15 protein-coding genes are annotated in these 15845 nt (G+C 65.3%); 6 read left to right on the top strand and 9 right to left on the bottom strand.

Annotated features, from left to right (window positions below):
• The first annotated feature begins 2 nt into the window (after window positions 1-2).
• The gene (locus ACKTSM_RS02955; protein ID WP_407875653.1) at window positions 3-788 is read left to right on the top strand and encodes a M50 family metallopeptidase; all 786 of its coding nucleotides are present in this window, start codon (window positions 3-5) and stop codon (window positions 786-788) included.
• Window positions 789-824: 36 nt separating this feature from the next.
• On the opposite strand, the gene ACKTSM_RS02950 is transcribed toward ACKTSM_RS02955, so the two are convergent.
• The 7 genes from ACKTSM_RS02950 to ACKTSM_RS02920 all read right to left on the bottom strand — a co-directional run bounded on the left by ACKTSM_RS02950 (window position 825) and on the right by ACKTSM_RS02920 (window position 6395).
• Window positions 825-1463 (bottom strand): hypothetical protein, encoded by a 639-nt coding sequence (locus ACKTSM_RS02950; RefSeq protein ID WP_407875652.1) that lies wholly within the window; start codon window positions 1461-1463, stop codon window positions 825-827.
• A gap of 99 nt (window positions 1464-1562) precedes the next feature.
• On the bottom strand, window positions 1563-2192 hold the full coding sequence (locus ACKTSM_RS02945) for a 1-acyl-sn-glycerol-3-phosphate acyltransferase (protein ID WP_407875651.1): 630 nt from the start codon (window positions 2190-2192) through the stop codon (window positions 1563-1565).
• A gap of 199 nt (window positions 2193-2391) precedes the next feature.
• Window positions 2392-2919, bottom strand: coding sequence for a hypothetical protein (locus tag ACKTSM_RS02940; RefSeq protein WP_407875650.1), 528 nt, complete (start codon window positions 2917-2919; stop codon window positions 2392-2394).
• A 110-nt stretch (window positions 2920-3029) separates the two neighbouring features.
• On the bottom strand, window positions 3030-4637 hold the full coding sequence (locus ACKTSM_RS02935) for a carboxyl transferase domain-containing protein (protein ID WP_407875649.1): 1608 nt from the start codon (window positions 4635-4637) through the stop codon (window positions 3030-3032).
• The gene (locus ACKTSM_RS02930; RefSeq protein ID WP_407875648.1) at window positions 4634-4927 is read right to left on the bottom strand and encodes a hypothetical protein; all 294 of its coding nucleotides are present in this window, start codon (window positions 4925-4927) and stop codon (window positions 4634-4636) included. The genes ACKTSM_RS02935 and ACKTSM_RS02930 overlap by 4 nt, the downstream gene beginning before the upstream one ends.
• Window positions 4924-5226: a DUF1330 domain-containing protein gene (locus tag ACKTSM_RS02925; RefSeq protein ID WP_407875647.1), complete on the bottom strand. Its 303-nt coding sequence runs from the start codon at window positions 5224-5226 to the stop codon at window positions 4924-4926. Before ACKTSM_RS02925 ends, ACKTSM_RS02930 begins: the two co-directional genes overlap by 4 nt.
• A complete protein-coding gene (locus ACKTSM_RS02920) occupies window positions 5226-6395 on the bottom strand; it encodes an isovaleryl-CoA dehydrogenase (protein ID WP_407875646.1) in 1170 nt (389 codons plus the stop codon). The genes ACKTSM_RS02925 and ACKTSM_RS02920 overlap by 1 nt, the downstream gene beginning before the upstream one ends.
• Before the next feature lie 247 nt (window positions 6396-6642).
• Here ACKTSM_RS02920 and ACKTSM_RS02915 point away from each other — a divergent pair, with 247 nt between their 5' ends.
• The 4 genes from ACKTSM_RS02915 to ACKTSM_RS02900 all read left to right on the top strand — a co-directional run bounded on the left by ACKTSM_RS02915 (window position 6643) and on the right by ACKTSM_RS02900 (window position 11051).
• Window positions 6643-8157, top strand: coding sequence for an HWE histidine kinase domain-containing protein (locus tag ACKTSM_RS02915; protein WP_407875645.1), 1515 nt, complete (start codon window positions 6643-6645; stop codon window positions 8155-8157).
• Between the two features lie 143 nt (window positions 8158-8300).
• A complete protein-coding gene (locus ACKTSM_RS02910; protein WP_407875644.1) occupies window positions 8301-8693 on the top strand; it encodes a hypothetical protein in 393 nt (130 codons plus the stop codon).
• A complete protein-coding gene (locus tag ACKTSM_RS02905) occupies window positions 8686-9516 on the top strand; it encodes an ATP-binding cassette domain-containing protein (RefSeq protein WP_407875643.1) in 831 nt (276 codons plus the stop codon). The genes ACKTSM_RS02910 and ACKTSM_RS02905 overlap by 8 nt, the downstream gene beginning before the upstream one ends.
• Complete coding sequence (locus tag ACKTSM_RS02900; protein WP_407875642.1) at window positions 9513-11051, top strand: ABC transporter permease/substrate-binding protein; 1539 nt, start codon at window positions 9513-9515, stop codon at window positions 11049-11051. Before ACKTSM_RS02905 ends, ACKTSM_RS02900 begins: the two co-directional genes overlap by 4 nt.
• Here the strand turns inward: ACKTSM_RS02900 and ACKTSM_RS02895 are convergent.
• Entirely contained in the window at window positions 11048-13117 is a 2070-nt protein-coding gene (locus ACKTSM_RS02895) for a class I SAM-dependent methyltransferase (RefSeq protein ID WP_407875641.1), read from the bottom strand. The two genes, ACKTSM_RS02900 and ACKTSM_RS02895, sit on opposite strands and share 4 nt — an antisense overlap.
• Window positions 13015-13929: a prolipoprotein diacylglyceryl transferase gene (lgt, locus tag ACKTSM_RS02890; RefSeq protein WP_407875640.1), complete on the bottom strand. Its 915-nt coding sequence runs from the start codon at window positions 13927-13929 to the stop codon at window positions 13015-13017. The genes ACKTSM_RS02895 and lgt overlap by 103 nt, the downstream gene beginning before the upstream one ends.
• Before the next feature lie 193 nt (window positions 13930-14122).
• On the opposite strand from lgt, the gene ACKTSM_RS02885 reads away from it, so the two are divergent.
• A complete protein-coding gene (locus tag ACKTSM_RS02885; protein WP_407875639.1) occupies window positions 14123-15841 on the top strand; it encodes a class I adenylate-forming enzyme family protein in 1719 nt (572 codons plus the stop codon).
• The last annotated feature ends 4 nt before the right edge of the window (window positions 15842-15845 follow it).

Raw genomic sequence — 15845 nt, 5'->3', positions numbered from 1 at the left:
CCATGCGCGCAATGGTCGAACCGGGAAGCCAGGCCGAACAGGTCGGTCGGCTGCTGCTCGCGGTCTTCGCGGTGCTCGCCCTGCCAGCCTTGCCTTTCGGCACCTACCTCACCTACCCGTTTGCGATCCTCACCACCTGGTTCCACGAAATGGGCCACGGTCTGACCGTCCTTGCTTTCGGACAGGAATTCGACCGGCTGGTGATCTATGCCAATGGTTCCGGCGTTGCCGAAAGCCGGGTGTCGGCAGACCTGTCGCCGCTGGCCTCGGCCGCGATCGCGGCGGGCGGCCCGCTTGGCCCGGTCGTCGCGGGGGCCCTGTTGATCCTAGCCAGCGCGCGCGCGCGGCTGTGGCGCCCGGCGCTGTGGGCGGTGGCCGGAGCGATCCTCGTCTCGGTCCTCGCCTATGTCCGCTCGCCAGTAGGCTTGTCGGTGCTGCCGCTGGTGGCTGGCGGCCTTGCCCTCATCGCCTGGAAAGCGCCGGCGGGGGCGGCGCGTTTCACGCTGCAATTCCTCGGAATGCTCGGCGCCTTGAGCATGTTGCGCGATTTCAATTACCTGTTCACCGAAGAAGCGCTGATCGGCGGGCGGCGCATCTTGTCCGATACCGGCCAGATCGAGGCGGCGCTGTTCCTGCCGCACTGGGTCTGGGCGGCGGTGATCCTGGTGGTTTCGGCCCTGGTGATCGGAGGCGCGCTCAAATACGCGCTGGCGGAAAACCGCCGCTGGCCGCCGCGCCCGAGGCCCCCTGAAAACACCTTGCAATTTCGCCGAGGCCCGCGCGACTGATCGGCCTCGTTGCCGCCATCGCTGTCACCTTCGCCGTTACTGGGCGAGGCGAAGCGTGCCCACGCCCCTCGCGCCCTCGCCGCTTTCGGCGGACAGGCCGATGAAGATCGTGTCGATGATCCGCGCCAGCTTGGCCTCGGTCAACTTGTCGCCCAGCTGCACCAGCGCATCGGGCGTGGTGTACATCGCCACCATCTGGTTGATCAGCGAAAGCGCCTCGTCGATCTCGAGCCCGGCAAGATAGCCATCGGCCTGCGCATCCGCGATCAGTTCGCACATATAGTGATCGGCGAGATCGACATAGGATCGCACGCGCTCGAAATTGGCCGCGCCCATTTCGCAGATCGTGGTGAAATATTCGGGGTCTGCGGCGAAGCGATCGCGGGAAATGGCAAAGCGGCTGCGCACGAATTCGTACATCTTGCGCACCGGCGGCAGGTCGCTTGCAAGCACCTCTTCCATCGCCGCGAGATGCGGTGCGAGCCAGATCTCGGCGACCGCTTCGAACAGCGCGTCGTAATCGGGGAAGACCTGTTCGAACCGGCTGCGCGCCAGCCCGCTTTCCGCCAGCGCGGCATTGTAACTGATTTCGGTCCCGCGCGCCTTGACGAGGTCGAGCACCAGGTGCGCGATCCGGCGTCGCTCTTCGCGGCGTGTCTGTTCGTTCAAGGCCATGCCCCGCTTGCCCTCCTTATGGCGAGGCCGAGATAGGGGCGATTGCGCCAGGCTTAAACCACAAATTCCCGCAAATTTCGTGCGCTGCCCCGCGCGCGCTCAGCTTTTCCTCGATTGCGCCATCAGCGCGCGGGCCTGCGCCTCGAGCACCTTGAAGCGTTCGTAATCGGGGCGCTTGGACCGCAGGAAAGCAGCGATCTTCGCAAGGTCCTCCCCGTAATTGCCGGTCGGCCACATGGGTTCGGAAAAGCCCAGCGTGCGGCTCTCATTGCAAACCCAGGCAACCACCACCGGCACATTGGCGGCGCGCGCGATATTGTAGAAACCCGATTTCCATTCGCCGTCCGAGGTGCGCGTCCCCTCGGCCGCGATCACCAGCGCCAGCTCGTCGCGCCGGGAAAATTCCTCGGCCATCTGCTCGACCACGTTGGAGCGTTTCGACCGGTCGACCGGGATCCCGCCCATGTCGAACATGAAACTGCGCATCCAGCCGGTGAACAGCGTGTGCTTGCCCATGAAGCTGGGCTGGACGTTTTCCTTGTGGGTCGCGCCTGCGAAGAAGACGAAGTCCCAATTGGAGGTATGCGGCGCACCCGCGATCACGAATTTCCTGAGGTCGCGCGGCAGGCCGGTATCGATTTTCCAGCCCATCCAGCCATAGATGCCGATGATGATCCGTCGCACGATCCGCGACAGCAGCGTGGGACTGCGCTTTTTGTCCTGTGGCAAAGGCCTGTTCTCCCCCGAAGTGCGCCCTGACTAGCACTTACGCTACGGAAAGCGAGCGGTTTTGCCGCGTGTCTGGTGGCTATCCCCCGAGCTTCGGCGCGGCCATGAAAAACCCGCCCCCGGGCCGTTTGCCGGGGACGGGTCTCGTGCTCTTGGCCGGCCAGTCGGTCAACCGGTCAGCCGGTCAGTTTGGGCGCGATCAATCGTCCATGGGGACGACCATGCTGCCCAGTTCGGGATCGCGGCTGAAGACGGCATTGCTGTCATCGCGGCGATAGCGTTCGCCATCGACTTCGATCTCGGGCGTGATTTCCCTGTCTTCGCGCAGGCGAATGAGCGAGCCTTCGCGCAGGGTGAACCATGCCGGACCGCCGTCAAACTCGTCGATCATGATGCGGAAGCCATCGGGCGTCCAGGTGTAGTCGCCGGTGCGTTCGAGCCCGTTGGGGCCGAACCACTTGTAGGTCTTGTCTTCCGAATTGAGCTGGAGCTCGTATTCGGTGCCGTTGGGAGAGGTGTAGGTGTAGCCACCCGAATAATCGCCCGCGTCCGAAAGCCTGGTCGCAGGGCCGGGGGTGTAGTCGTCCTCGGCCGCGGTGGGGTCGTTTTCGGCATCGGCAATCGTGGTTGCATCGGCCTCGTAGCCTTCGGCCTCGTCGGCACCGTCGCCGCAGGCGGTGAGAAGGGCGAGCGGGGCTGCGGCGAGCAGAATCGTGTGTTTGCGCATAGATCAGTCTCCTTTGCCCGTCTTAACGGGCAAGGCCGCGCAAGTTTCCGAAAAAGTGGCGAAAAAGGGGCGGGGAACCGGCGACAAGAGCGCGATGGCCCGCCCGTTTCCTACATCCGGAAGACGCCGAATTGCGGGCGCTCGGGGATCGGCGCCTCGAGCGTCGCGGCAAAGGCCAGGCCGAGCACGTCGCGGGTCTGGGCCGGGTCGATCACGCCATCGTCCCACATCCGCGCGGTGGCGTAATAGGGGTTGCCCTCGTCCTCGTATTTCTGGCGGATCGGGGCCTTGAACGCCTCGGCCTCCTCCTCGCTCCACTTGTCCGCGTCGCGGTGGACGGTGGCGAGCACCGATGCGGCCTGTTCACCGCCCATCACCGAGATGCGCGCATTGGGCCAGGTGAACAGGAAACGCGGCGAATAGGCGCGGCCCGCCATGCCGTAATTGCCCGCGCCGAAGCTGCCGCCGATCACCACGGTGATCTTGGGCACGCTGGCGGTGGCGACCGCGGTGACGAGCTTTGCGCCGTGCTTGGCGATGCCTTCGGCCTCGTATTTGCCGCCGACCATGAAGCCCGAAATGTTCTGCAGGAACAGGAGCGGGATGCGCCGCTGGCAGGCAAGCTCGATGAAGTGGGCGCCCTTGCGCGCGCTTTCGGAAAACAGCACGCCGTTATTGGCAAGGATCGCGACCGGCATCCCCCAGATATGGGCAAAGCCGCAGATCAGCGTCGATCCGTAATGCTGCTTGAACTCGTGGAACTCGCTGCCATCGACGATCCGCGCGATCACTTCCTTCACGTCATAGGGCGCGCGCACGTCATCGGGGATGATCGCGTAGAGATCTTCGGCATCGAATTTGGGCGCGCGCGGTTCGGCCAGGGCAATGTCCTTCGCCGCGCCGGTATTCGCGCCGAGCTGGCTGACGATGTCGCGCACGATGGTGAGCGCGTGCTCGTCATTCTCGGCAAGGTGATCGACCACGCCCGATTTCTTGGCATGGAGGTCGCCGCCGCCCAGGTCCTCGGCGCTGATCTCTTCGCCCGTCGCCGCCTTCACCAGCGGAGGGCCTGCAAGGAAGATCGTGCCCTGGTTGCGCACGATCACGGTCTCGTCGCTCATCGCGGGCACATAGGCGCCGCCCGCGGTGCAGCTGCCCATCACGCAGGCGATCTGCGGGATGCCAGCTGCGCTCATATTGGCCTGGTTGAAGAAGATCCGCCCGAAATGGTCGCGGTCGGGAAAGACCTCGGCCTGGTGCGGGAGGTTCGCGCCGCCGCTGTCGACGAGATAGATGCAAGGCAGGCGGTTTTCCTGGGCGATTTCCTGTGCGCGCAGGTGCTTCTTGACCGTCATCGGGTAATAGGTGCCGCCCTTCACGGTGGCATCGTTGCACACGATCATCACCTGGCGGCCCGATACCCGGCCGATCCCCGCGATCAGCCCCGCGCCATTGATCGCGTCCTCGTAAAGGCCGTTCGCCGCAAGCTGCCCGATCTCGAGAAAGGGCGAGCCTGTATCGAGCAGCCGTTCGACGCGCTCGCGCGGAAGCAGCTTGCCGCGCGAGGTGTGCCGTTCGCGGCTGCGTTCCGACCCACCGAGCGCGGCCTTTGCGACATTGTCGCGCAGTTCCTCGGCGAGCTTGCGGTTGTGTTCGAAGCGCGCCTTGGCATCGGGAGCCTCGCGGTCGAGCTTGGAGGTAAGGGCAGGTGCACTCATGCGCTTGGTTCTTCTGCTGTCTTGGTTTTCTTTTCGGGATCGCCGGCGGCGAAAAGGTAGCGATAGACGCCGATCACGTTGATGATCAGCAGGCCGACATTCTGCCAGCCGATCCCCGCGCCCTCGTCATTGAGAAAGCCCCAGGCAATCAGTGCGAGCGAGCTGGTGACAAAGATCACGAAGGCCCAGCCGGTCTTGGTGACGCCGAGATTGAGCGAGACGATGAACGCGGCGAGAAGCCCCGCCCCCGCGCCGTAATATTGCAGCGCGTCGAGCATGGTCTCGTTCATTCGCTCGTTCCTTCAAAGCCCTTGACCACGATCGCCTCGGCGGTGCTTCCGGCATCGCGGTGCTTGCCGATCTCCTGGTATTCGGGCGAGGTCAGCCAGGCAAACAATTGCGGCTTGCCCGGAAATTCGATCAGCACCAAACGCGTCGCATTCCATTCGCCCGCAATCACCTGAGGCTCCTCGTCGATGCTCAGGACCTTGCCGTCGAACTTTTCGAAGACATCCATGAAGCGCGCCTCGTATTTACCGTATTCGGCGCGGTCATGGATCGTCATCCGGCTGATCATGTAGACGGCCATCAGCCCGCGGCCCCGATCAGTTCGCGCCCGATCAGCATCCGGCGGATTTCGTTGGTGCCTGCGCCGATATCAAGCAGCTTGGCATCGCGCATATAGCGTTCGACCGGCCAGTCGAGCGTGTAGCCCGCCCCGCCCAGCGCCTGGACGCTTTCGGCAGCGACCCGGAAGGCGTTTTCGGAGGCCAGCAGGATGCAGCCCGCCGCATCGAAGCGCGTGGTCTGGTCGGCATCGCACGCCTTGGCGACGGCGTAGGTGTAGGCCCGCGCCGATTGCAACGCGACATACATGTCGGCGACCTTGGCCTGCATCAGCTGGAACGAGCCGATCGGTTTTCCGAACTGCTTGCGTTCGCGCAGATAGGGAATGACCGTGTCGAGACAGGCCTGCATGATGCCGAGCTGCAATCCGGCGAGCACCACGCGCTCGTAATCGAGGCCGCTCATCAGCACGCCGACGCCGCCATTGACCGGGCCCATCACGCGGTCTTCGGGCACGTGGCAATCGTCGAACACCAGTTCTGCCGTGGGCGAGCCGCGCATGCCGACTTTCTCGATCTTCTGGCCGATCGAGAAGCCCTCATCCCCCTTTTCAATCAGGAAGGCGGTGATCCCGCGGCTGCCGGCCTGGCCGTCGGTCTTGGCATAGACCACCAGCGTGTCGGCATAGGGCGCATTGGTGATCCAGAACTTGGTGCCGTTGAGCACGTAGCCGCCCTGCACGGCCTCGGCCTTCAGCTTCATCGAGACCACGTCGGAGCCGGCCGAGGCTTCGCTCATGGCGAGGCTGCCGACATGTTCGCCCGAGATCAGGGGGGCGAGATATTTCGCCTTCTGCTCGTCATTGCCCCAGCGGCGGATCTGGTTGACGCACAGGTTCGAATGGGCGCCGTAGCTCAGGCCGAGCGAGGCCGAGGCGCGGCTGACTTCCTCGACCGCAATGACATGTTCGAGATAGCCCAGGCCCAGCCCGCCATCTTCCTCGGAAACGGTGATGCCGTGCAGTCCGAGCTCGCCCATTTGCGCCCACAATTCATCGCGCGGGAAATAGTCCTCGCGGTCGATCTTGTCGGCAAGCGGCATGATCTGTTCGTCCGCAAAGCGGCCGACGCTGTCGCGGATCATCTCGGCGCTTTCGCCAAGCTGGAAATCAAACTGGGGAGTGGCGCGCATGGCTCTCTTTCGCAAAAAATTTGTGCGCCGCTCGCGCGCTGGTCTCTGGTGCGGCGCGGCGACAATTGAGGGGTTCGTGCGCGCGGCCTTAGCAATCCCGCTCGCCAACGCCAATCCATTGGTCGGGGTTGTCGATTTCCCATGCCAGTCCAATCGTTTGGCTCGCGCTTGTTTGACCGCCCTCGATGATGCTGTAGGAGAAAAGGCTTCCATCCCTTCGCCGCTCCCGCATTTTTTCAGGGTCCGCATGCTCGATTTCATCGAATCCACGACTTGGCCCACAGGGGCCGCTCCAGCGCCGGATTTCTGCGGCGAAGAGGACCGGCTCACCGTGCTCGGCAGCTATGGCATGGACGGGTTGCAGGATGACGACGAGCTCAACCGCCTCGCCGCCTTTGCCGCCAATCTGTGCGGGACCGGGATTGCCCTGGTCTCGATCGTCGAGGAAGAGCGCCAGCGTTTTCTCGCGCACGAGGGGATCGAGGAGACCGAGACCCCGCGTTCGTGGAGCTTCTGTGCCCATGCGATGCTCGGTTCGCAGCCGACGATCATCCGCGATGCGCGCGAGAACCCGATGTTCGCCGAAAATCCGCTGGTGACCGGCGCGCCCTTCATCCGCTTTTATGCCGGCATCCCGCTGATCAGCAGCGAAGGCGCACCGCTCGGCACCTTGTGCGTGATCGATCCAAACCCCAAGCCCGAGGGGCTGAACGATCTCCAGATGGAAGGGCTCGAAGTGCTCGGCATCGCGGTGCTGCGCCGGCTCGAGGCGTTCCGCCAGTCGAACCGCGCCGTGGCCGCGATCGAGGCGGGCGCCGAGCGATTGCAATTCGTTCTCGATTCGGTGCCCGACATCGCCTGGTCGGCAGCGCCCGGCCCCGTCTTCGACTATTTCAATGCGCGCTTCACCGAGATCACCGGCCAGCCTCCATGCAAGAGCGTGGAAGACTGGAGCAAGGTGATCCACCCGGATGATTACGAGGCGAGCGCGAGCAAGTTCGCCCACGCGGCCGAGACCGCCACCGTGTTCGAGGACCAGTGGCGACTGCGCCAGGCAGATGGCAGCTATCGCTATGTCCTCTCGCGCGCGATCCCCTCGACAAACGACCCGGCGACCGCGCGCTGGTACGGCACCCTCACCGATATCGACGATGCCTATCGCATATCGCAGGAACGAGAGCTTCTCGCCGGGGAGCTCGCGCACCGGATCAAGAACATCTTCTCGGTCATTTCCGGCCTCGTCACCCTCCATTCGCGCGGCGATGCGACGCTCAAGGTCTTTGCCGACACCCTGTCGAACAATATCCGCGCGCTCGCCCGGGCGCAGGATTTCGCGCTCAAGATCGACACCCACGACCAGGGCGATCTCAAGGGCCTGCTCAACGTGCTGATGGCGCCTTACGGCGTGCCCGGGCAAAGCGCGGTGTCGATCACCGGCGACACGGTCGCGACCGGCCAGCGCGCGACCACGCCGCTGGCGCTGGTGTTCCACGAACTGGCGACCAATTCGGCGAAATATGGCGCTTTGAGCACGGCCGAAGGCCAGGTCTCGATCTCGGTCGCAAGCGAGGGCGAGAACGTCGCGATCACCTGGCGCGAAACCGGCGGCCCCGAAGTCACGGCACCCGAGACGACCGGGTTCGGAACGCGGCTTGTCACGATGGCGGTCCAGAACCAGCTTGGCGGCAGGCTGGAACAGGATTGGCTGGCAAGCGGCCTGGTGACGCGGCTGGTGATCGCGGCCGACCGGCTCGCGCATTGACCGGCCCGGCGCTTGTAGCCCGGCGCTTGTTGCCGCGCGCGATGCGCTCTAGGCTGGCGGCGATGACACGGTCTCGTTCCCTGCCGCTCGGTCTGCTCGCGCTTTGTGCAATGGCGCTCTCCGGTTGCGCCGAGGAAGCCGGCGTGACCGAAGGGAGCGGAGATGCCGCAAGCGACAGCGCCGCGAGCACACCTGCTGCCGAGCAGCCCCCGACCGAGGAAGAGGCTGGAACCGAAATCGCCATGGCCGGAACCGCCTGGCTGACCGTGGGCACCGATGGCGCGGTCCAGACCACCTTTGTCGATGAGGACGGGCGCTACCGCGATTTCCGCAACAGCGAGCCGTTCGGCCAAGGCAGCTGGGAACAGCGTCCCGACGGGACGATCTGCTTCGAACCCGACAGCGGCACCGGCGCGTGCTGGGAAATCGAACCCGATGGCAGCGAAACCGACATATTCGCCACCGATAGCGAGGGGCGCAGGATCGATATCAAGCGCATCACCTATGCCCCGCCGCAAGACGACGAGGATGGCTGATCCAGCAAGCCCGGCAGACCGCGTGACCGACTCTACCCCGAAAGCCGACGAGGGCGCAGACGCCGCGATCCTGCGCTTTGTCGCGGTCGAACGCCGCTATGGCGATGTCCGCGCGGTCGATGGCGTCACCAGCGATATCGCGGCAGGCAGCTTCACCGCGCTGGTCGGCGCGTCGGGCTCGGGCAAGTCGACCCTGCTCAAGACGGTCAACACGCTGGTCACGCCGACCGGCGGACAGGTGCTGTTCGCAGGCGAGGACGTGACCACCATGCACCAGGCCCGGCTGCGTCGCCGGGTCGGCTACGTCTTCCAGGGGATCGGCCTGTTCCCGCATTTCACCGTGGCCGAGAACATCGCGATCGGTCCGCGCCTCGCAGGCGAGCCCCTGGGCGCGCAACGCATTGCCGAGCTTTTGCAATTGGTCGAGCTCGACCCCGCCATGGCAGGCCGGATGCCCGATGCGCTTTCGGGCGGGCAGCGCCAGCGCGTCGGGGTGGCGCGCGCCCTGGCAGGCGATCCCGAGCTCCTGATCATGGACGAGCCCTTCGGAGCGCTCGACCCGATCACCCGCGACGCGCTGGGCGACAAGGTGCGCGAACTGCACGAGACGCTCGGCCTCACCACGATCATGGTCACCCACGACATGGCCGAGGCGCTGCTTCTGGCTGATCGGGTGCTGGTGATGAGCCGCGGCCAGATCGTTGCCGACGAAACCCCTCGCGCGCTCCTGACAGGGGCGGGAGGCGACATCGCGCAGGAACTCGTCGCGGTTCCGCGCCAGCAGGCCGAAAGGCTTGCCGACATGGAGGGGCGGCTGGCGTGAACGATATTCTCGCTGCCCTTCTCGGCCTCGGCGACAAGCTCGCCGCCCATGTCGTTCTCGCCGCCAGCGCGATCGCTCTGGGCATCGCGGTCGCGCTCCCGCTCGCGGTCTGGGCGAGCCGGTCGCAAGCCATGGCACGCGTGGCGCTGGGATTTGCCAGCCTCGTCCAGACGATCCCTGCGCTCGCCTTGCTGGCGCTGTTCTTCCCGATCCTCCTGTCGCTGCGCGCCTTGTTCGGCGAAGACTTGCCGACGCTCGGCTTCCTACCTGCTCTGCTCGCGCTCGCGCTCTATGCGCTGCTGCCGATCCTCAGGAACGCGGTGACCGCGCAGGCCAATCTCGACCCGCAAGTGCTCGAGGCCGCCGACGGGGTGGGGATGACCGGCTGGCAGAAATTGCGGCTGGTCGAGGCCCCGCTCGCCGCGCCCTTCATCATGGCGGGCATCCGCACCGCGAGCGTGTGGACCATCGGTGCCGCCACGCTTTCGACCACGATCGGCCAGCCGAGCCTGGGCGATCCGATCTTTGCAGGCCTGCAGACGCAGAACTGGGCGCTGGTGCTGGCCGGATGCATTGCCAGCGCGGGCCTCGCGCTGGTCGCCGACGCGCTGCTCGGCCTGGTCGAGCGCGGCTTTGCCACGCGGCGGCGCTGGATGGCGGGCGCGGGGCTGGCGGTCGTCGCAGCCGGGGTGGCGGGCGCGCTCGCCTATCAGTCAGGCGGCGATGACGAGGACGCGATCGTGATCGCATCCAAGCAGTTCTCCGAGCAATATATCCTCGCGCAATTGATCGGCGCGCGGCTGGAAGACGCCGGCTACGAGGTCGCATTCCGCGACGGGCTGGGATCGGCGGTTGTGCACAGCGCGGTGGCGTCCTCTGCCATCGACATCTCGGTCGATTACACCGGCACGATCTGGACGAACGAGCTGGGCCGGAACGACAATCCCGGGCGCGAGGCGATGTACGAGGAAATCGTGCGCTGGGAGCGCGAGAATACCGGGGTGCACGTGCTCGGGCGGCTGGGTTTCGAGAACGCCTATGCCTTCGCCATGCGTTCCGAGCGCGCGGCCGAACTCGGCGTGACCTCGATTGCGGACCTCGTCCCGCACGCGCCCGGGCTCGCGGTCGGTGGCGACCCCGAATTCTTCGAGCGGCCCGAATGGATTTCCGTGCGCGATGCCTATGGGCTGCGCTTTGGCGAGACGCGCAATTTCTCGCCCACCTTCATGTACAACGCTCTGCGTTCGGGCGAGGCTGACGTGATCAGCGCCTACACCTCGGACGGGCGTATCGCGGCCGACCGGCTGGTGGTGCTGACCGATCCGCGCGAGGCGCTGCCGAGCTACGATGCAATGCTGATGATGAGCCCGCGCATCGCCGATGACGAGGGCATTGCGCGCGCGCTCGACCCACTGATCGGGGCGATCCCGGTCGAGGCCATGCGCGAGGCCAATTTCGCCGTCGATCGCGAAGGCGAGGGCAAGCTCAGCCCCGCCGAAGCCGCGCGCCAGCTGGCCGAGCGCATCGGGCTCTAGTCGAAGCCGACGCCTTCCGGCCAGCGCGGCCCGCCGATGCCGAGCACCTTGAACAAGAGGCCCATCTGACCGTCATCGGTGAGCCGCTCATACTGGCGGCGAAGCTTGGCTTTTTCCGCCGGGTTCTTGCGTTCGAGCGCTTCGAGCCGGGTCTCGATGCCCATCTGGCGCAGCCATTCGCCCTGCATCTGCACGCCCATCACCGCCGCGCCTTCGCGCTTGGCGACATTGCGCAGCAATTCGAAATCGACATGGGCGGTGAGATCGGCCTCGCCCGGGGCGCTGAGCGGATCGACCTTTTCGTGGGCGCGGATCGCCTGCAGGGTCGAGCCCGCGCGCAATTCCATCGCGCCGTAATCGATGATCAGGCCCGCACCGCCCTGCGTCGCCATGCGCCGCGCGATCTCGCCCATCACCGCGGCGGCGGCGGGACTCGTCTCGATCATCGTCCCCTGGCTCGCGCTGCGCCAGCTGGCAGGCACGATCGAATCCATCGGCTTGTCGCCCGCGACATAGGCGAATTCGCCGTCCTCGAGCCCGACCATCCGCTCGTGCCAGCCCTGCGCCGAGCGGACCAGCTGGTGGATCGGCAGCGCGTCGAAAAACTCGTTGGCGACCAGCAGCAGCGGCGCGTCTTCGGGCAGGGTCGAGACGTCATCGTGGTGGACCGCGTTCGGGAATGCCTCGCTCTGGAGCTTGCGCAAGGTCGGCGAGGTCTCGACGAAGTGAATCTGCGGATCGAGATCGTAGCGCGCTGCGGTGCGCAGCGCGTCCCTTGCCAGCGTCCCGCGTCCCGGGCCGAGCTCGACATAATGGATCTTCTTGCGCGCCCCCATGCGCACCCACAGATCGGTCAGCCACAGACCGATTAGCTCTCCGAACATCTGGCTGACCTCGGGCGCTGTAATGAAATCGGCCTCTTCGCCGAGCGGGTCGCGGGTGGTGTAGTAATGCGCGTTGCTCTCGGCCATGAAGTGCGCGAGGCTGATCGGGCCGGTTTCGCTGATCAGGCGGCGGAAGGTCTTGCCAAGATCGCGGCTGCGCGCGCGTTCGAGCGCCTCGGCTTCCTCGCGCGCCTTTGCCTCAGCCTCAGCCTTAGCCTTGGCTTCGGCCTCCTTCTTGGCCTTGGCTTCGGCGGCCTTGCGCGCTTTCTCCTCAGCCTCACGCTTGGCCCTGGCTTCGGCTTCCTTGCGCGCTTTCTCTTCGGCTTCCTGCTTGGCCTTGGCTTCGGCGGCCTTGCGGGCCTTTTCCTCAGCCTCACGCTTGGCCCTGGCTTCGGCGGCCTTGCGGGCCTTTTCCTCAGCCTCACGCTTGGCCCTGGCTTCGGCTTCCTTGCGCGCTTTCTCTTCGGCTGCCTTCCTGGCCTCGGCTTCCTTCTTGGCCTTTGCCTCGGCGGCCTTTCGGGCCTTTTCCTCGGCCTCCTTCTTGGCCTTTGCTTCGGCGGCCTTGCGGGCCTTTTCCTCGGCTTCCTTCTTGGCCTTGGCTTCGGCGGCCTTTCGGGCCTGCTCTTCGGCTGCCTTCTTCGCCTCGGCTTCGCGGCGGGCCTTCTCTTCCGCTTCCTTCTTGGCCTTGGCCTCGGCGGCCTTGCGAGCCTGCTCCTCCGCCTCTCTCTTCGCCTTGGCTTCGGCTTCCTTGCGCGCTTTCTCTTCGGCTGCCTTCCTGGCCTCCGCCTCTCTCTTCGCCTTGGCCTCTGCCTCGAGCCTGGCCTTTTCTTCGGCCTCCTTGCGATCCTGCTCGTCCGCCTCTTTCTTCGCCTTGGCCTCGGCCTCGCGCCTGGCCGTTTCCTCTGCCTCGGCGCGCGCTTTCTCCTCGGCGGCGCGAGCGTCGGCGGCGGCCTTTTCCGCCTCGTCCACGCGCTCGAAGCGCGACAGGCCGAAGCCCGCGCGCATGGGAATTGCAATGTCCTGGGAACTGCCGTCGGGTTCGATCAGCCGCAGCAGCCGGTCATAGCCCGAGCCGCCCGCTACGCCCGCGCCTGGGCCGCGCTCCCGGTTCCCACCGGCTTCCTCGTCACCGCGTAGGCCGTGACAATCAATCCAATCAGTATCAGCGGTATGGTCAGCCATTGGCCCATCGATAGCCCGGTTCGCGCGGCAAAGTCAGCCAGTTGTGCATCGGGCTCGCGGAAAAATTCGTTAACGAAGCGCGCGATCCCCATGCCCAGCGTGAACACGCCGACCAGCAGGCCGGGGCGATAGCGCGCATTGGTCTTCCAGAACAGCAGCATCAGCACGATCAGCAGCGCCAGCCCTTCGAGCCCGGCCTGGTAAAGCTGGCTGGGATGGCGCGCGATTTCGCCCGCGCGCGGATCGGGGAACACCATCGCCCACGGCACATCGGCCGCGCGGCCCCACAATTCGCCATTGTTGAAATTGGCAAGCCGCCCCAGGAACATGCCCATGGGCACGTTGACCGCGATATAGTCGCACACCCGCAGGAACGACAGATTGCCGCGCCGCGACACCCAGGCGATCGCCGCCAGCACCCCGATCACCCCGCCGTGGAACGACATCCCGCCATCCCACAAACGCAGCAATTGCCAGCTGACCAGCCGGTCGCCAGAAAAATCGGTAAAGGCGCTCGGTATGCCGGTTTCTCCGCCGGTATAGAACGCGGCATAGCCCAGCCGCCCGCCGATGATGACGCCAAGCGTGCAATAGAAGAACAGGTCCTCGGCATGGCGCTGCGCCATCGGGGCGCCGGGTGCCTTGATCATCTTGGACAGGTGCCAATAGGCGAAGATCACGCCGATCAGGTAGGCGAGCGAATAGAACCGAAGCTGGAACGCGCCGATCTCGAACAGGTAGGGCCTCAGCCCCAGATCGGACCAGTAAATCGGATCCGCGGCCTGGGTGCTCGCGGCAAGTAGTGACAGCACGAAGAGAACCTCTTAATGATCGTGACCGAGCCCGGACAGGCGCGTGTCGTGTCAGCCGGGCTTGTGGCACAGCCGCGACTTCGGGGGAAGTGCGCGGGTCGTGCCAGCCCCGACAAACATGCCGCCCTCACGGTGTGAGCTGCTGAGAAGAGACCGAGCCCCGAACCGAAAAGGGGCAGAGCAAGGAGAGTTCATGCCCACACAGTTGGACAATGCGCTGGAACACATCATTGGCGAGCTGACCAAGGAAGGTCAGCCGTTCCATTGCAAGACGATCACGCGTGATGGCGTCGAAATGCCCGCCTTTGCTGCGGCACCGCCGACGCTGGCGCATTATTTCGCGCATTTCTGCAACGAGCACAGGGATACCGAATTCCTCGTCGATGGCGATCTGCGCCTGACTTTCGGCCAGACCTACCAGGCCGCTGTCTGCGTCGCCGAAAGCCTCGCGCGCGATCACGGCGTCGAAGTGGGCGACAGGATCGGGATCGCGGCGCGCAATTCGGCCAACTGGATGATCGCCTTCATGGGCATCACCATGGCGGGCGGGTGCGCGACCTTGCTCAACGGCTTCTGGTCGGGCGACGAGCTCGCCTATGGCATCCGCCTTGCCGAGTGCAAGCTGGTGCTCGCCGACAAGGGCCGCGCCGCGCGGCTCGAAGGGACCGAGCACGGCGCAAAAATCGTCCTGATCGATCACGGCGTGCCGAGCGACGGCCTGTCCGAAATCTGGAAAGCGCCCGAAAGTTTCGATGGCTCGGTGGCGAAGGCCATGCTCGGCCGGCTCGGGGCCGACGACCTGGCGACAATCCTCTACACTTCGGGTTCGACCGGACAGTCCAAGGGCGCGTTTTCCGACCATCTCGGCGTGGTCTCGGGCGTTATGAACTATGTCAGCCAGTCGGCCATGGCCAAGGTCCTGCTCGAAAGCCAGGGCGAGGATGTCAGCGCGCAGCCCTGCGCCCTGGTCGCGGTGCCGCTGTTCCATGTCACCGGCGAGGTTCCGCTGTTCCTGCAAAGCTACGCGATCGCGCGAAAGCTGGTGCTGATGCCCAAATGGGATGCAAGGGAAGCGCTGCGGCTGATGGACCGCGAAAAGGTCACCTATTTCGTCGGCGTTCCGCTGATGAGCTACGAGATCGCCACCCATCCCGATCGCGAGCAATTCGACCTTTCGGCATGCAAGAGCTTCGCCGCGGGCGGCGCACCGCGCCCGCTCGAACACGTCACCAAGATCAAGGAAGCCTTCCCGGGCGGGTTCCCGCTGCTCGGCTACGGCCTGACCGAGACCAATGCGGTCGGCTGCGGCAATTTCAACGAGAATTACCTCGCCAAGCCCGGCTCTACCGGCCGCGCCTCGCGTCCGCTGGTCGAACTCGCGATCCTCGACGATGACGGAAAGCCGCTCGAACAGGGCAAGGTGGGCGAGGTCTGCATCCGTTCGGTCGCCAATTTCCGCGGCTACTGGAACAACGAGGAAGCGACGCAGAAAGCCTTTACCGAGGACCGCTTCTTCCGCACCGGTGACCTCGGCTATCTCGACGAGGACGATTACCTGTTCATCGTCGACCGCAAGAAGGACATCATCATCCGCGGCGGCGAGAACATCACCTGCATCGAGGTCGAGGACGCGATCTATGCGCATGATTCGATCGCCGAATGCTCGGTCTTCGGCCTGCCCGATGATCGCATGGGCGAAGTGCCCGCTGCGGTTTACCGGGTGAAGGACGGCAAGGACCCGGTCAGCCCGGACGAACTGCGCGCCTTCCTGCTTTCGCGGATCGCGCCCTTCAAAGTCCCGCTCGACGGCCATATCTGGCAGGTGCATGAAAAGCTGCCGCGCCTCGGCACGCAGAAGATCGACAAGAAGAGCCTGCGCGAGGACTATACCCGCCAGACGGCCTCGGCCTGACACG

This window comes from Qipengyuania nanhaisediminis, assembly GCF_045862805.1.
Classification (GTDB): Bacteria; Pseudomonadota; Alphaproteobacteria; order Sphingomonadales; family Sphingomonadaceae; genus Erythrobacter; species Erythrobacter nanhaisediminis_A.
Note: the sequence above shows the minus strand (reverse complement) of the source record. Positions and strands in the feature narration are given on the sequence as shown.

Excerpts from the sequence above, each read along its gene's own strand:
- ACKTSM_RS02955 (WP_407875653.1), top strand. The coding sequence starts at position 3 with ATGCGCGCAATGGTCGAACCGGGAAGCCAGGCCGAACAGGTCGGTCGG.
- ACKTSM_RS02950 (WP_407875652.1), bottom strand. The coding sequence starts at position 1,463 with ATGGCCTTGAACGAACAGACACGCCGCGAAGAGCGACGCCGGATCGCG.
- ACKTSM_RS02940 (WP_407875650.1), bottom strand. The coding sequence starts at position 2,919 with ATGCGCAAACACACGATTCTGCTCGCCGCAGCCCCGCTCGCCCTTCTC.
- ACKTSM_RS02935 (WP_407875649.1), bottom strand. The coding sequence starts at position 4,637 with ATGAGTGCACCTGCCCTTACCTCCAAGCTCGACCGCGAGGCTCCCGAT.
- ACKTSM_RS02930 (WP_407875648.1), bottom strand. The coding sequence starts at position 4,927 with ATGAACGAGACCATGCTCGACGCGCTGCAATATTACGGCGCGGGGGCG.
- ACKTSM_RS02925 (WP_407875647.1), bottom strand. The coding sequence starts at position 5,226 with ATGGCCGTCTACATGATCAGCCGGATGACGATCCATGACCGCGCCGAA.
- ACKTSM_RS02920 (WP_407875646.1), bottom strand. The coding sequence starts at position 6,395 with ATGCGCGCCACTCCCCAGTTTGATTTCCAGCTTGGCGAAAGCGCCGAG.
- ACKTSM_RS02915 (WP_407875645.1), top strand. The coding sequence starts at position 6,643 with ATGCTCGATTTCATCGAATCCACGACTTGGCCCACAGGGGCCGCTCCA.
- ACKTSM_RS02905 (WP_407875643.1), top strand. The coding sequence starts at position 8,686 with ATGGCTGATCCAGCAAGCCCGGCAGACCGCGTGACCGACTCTACCCCG.
- ACKTSM_RS02895 (WP_407875641.1), bottom strand. The coding sequence starts at position 13,117 with ATGGCTGACCATACCGCTGATACTGATTGGATTGATTGTCACGGCCTA.
- ACKTSM_RS02885 (WP_407875639.1), top strand. The coding sequence starts at position 14,123 with ATGCCCACACAGTTGGACAATGCGCTGGAACACATCATTGGCGAGCTG.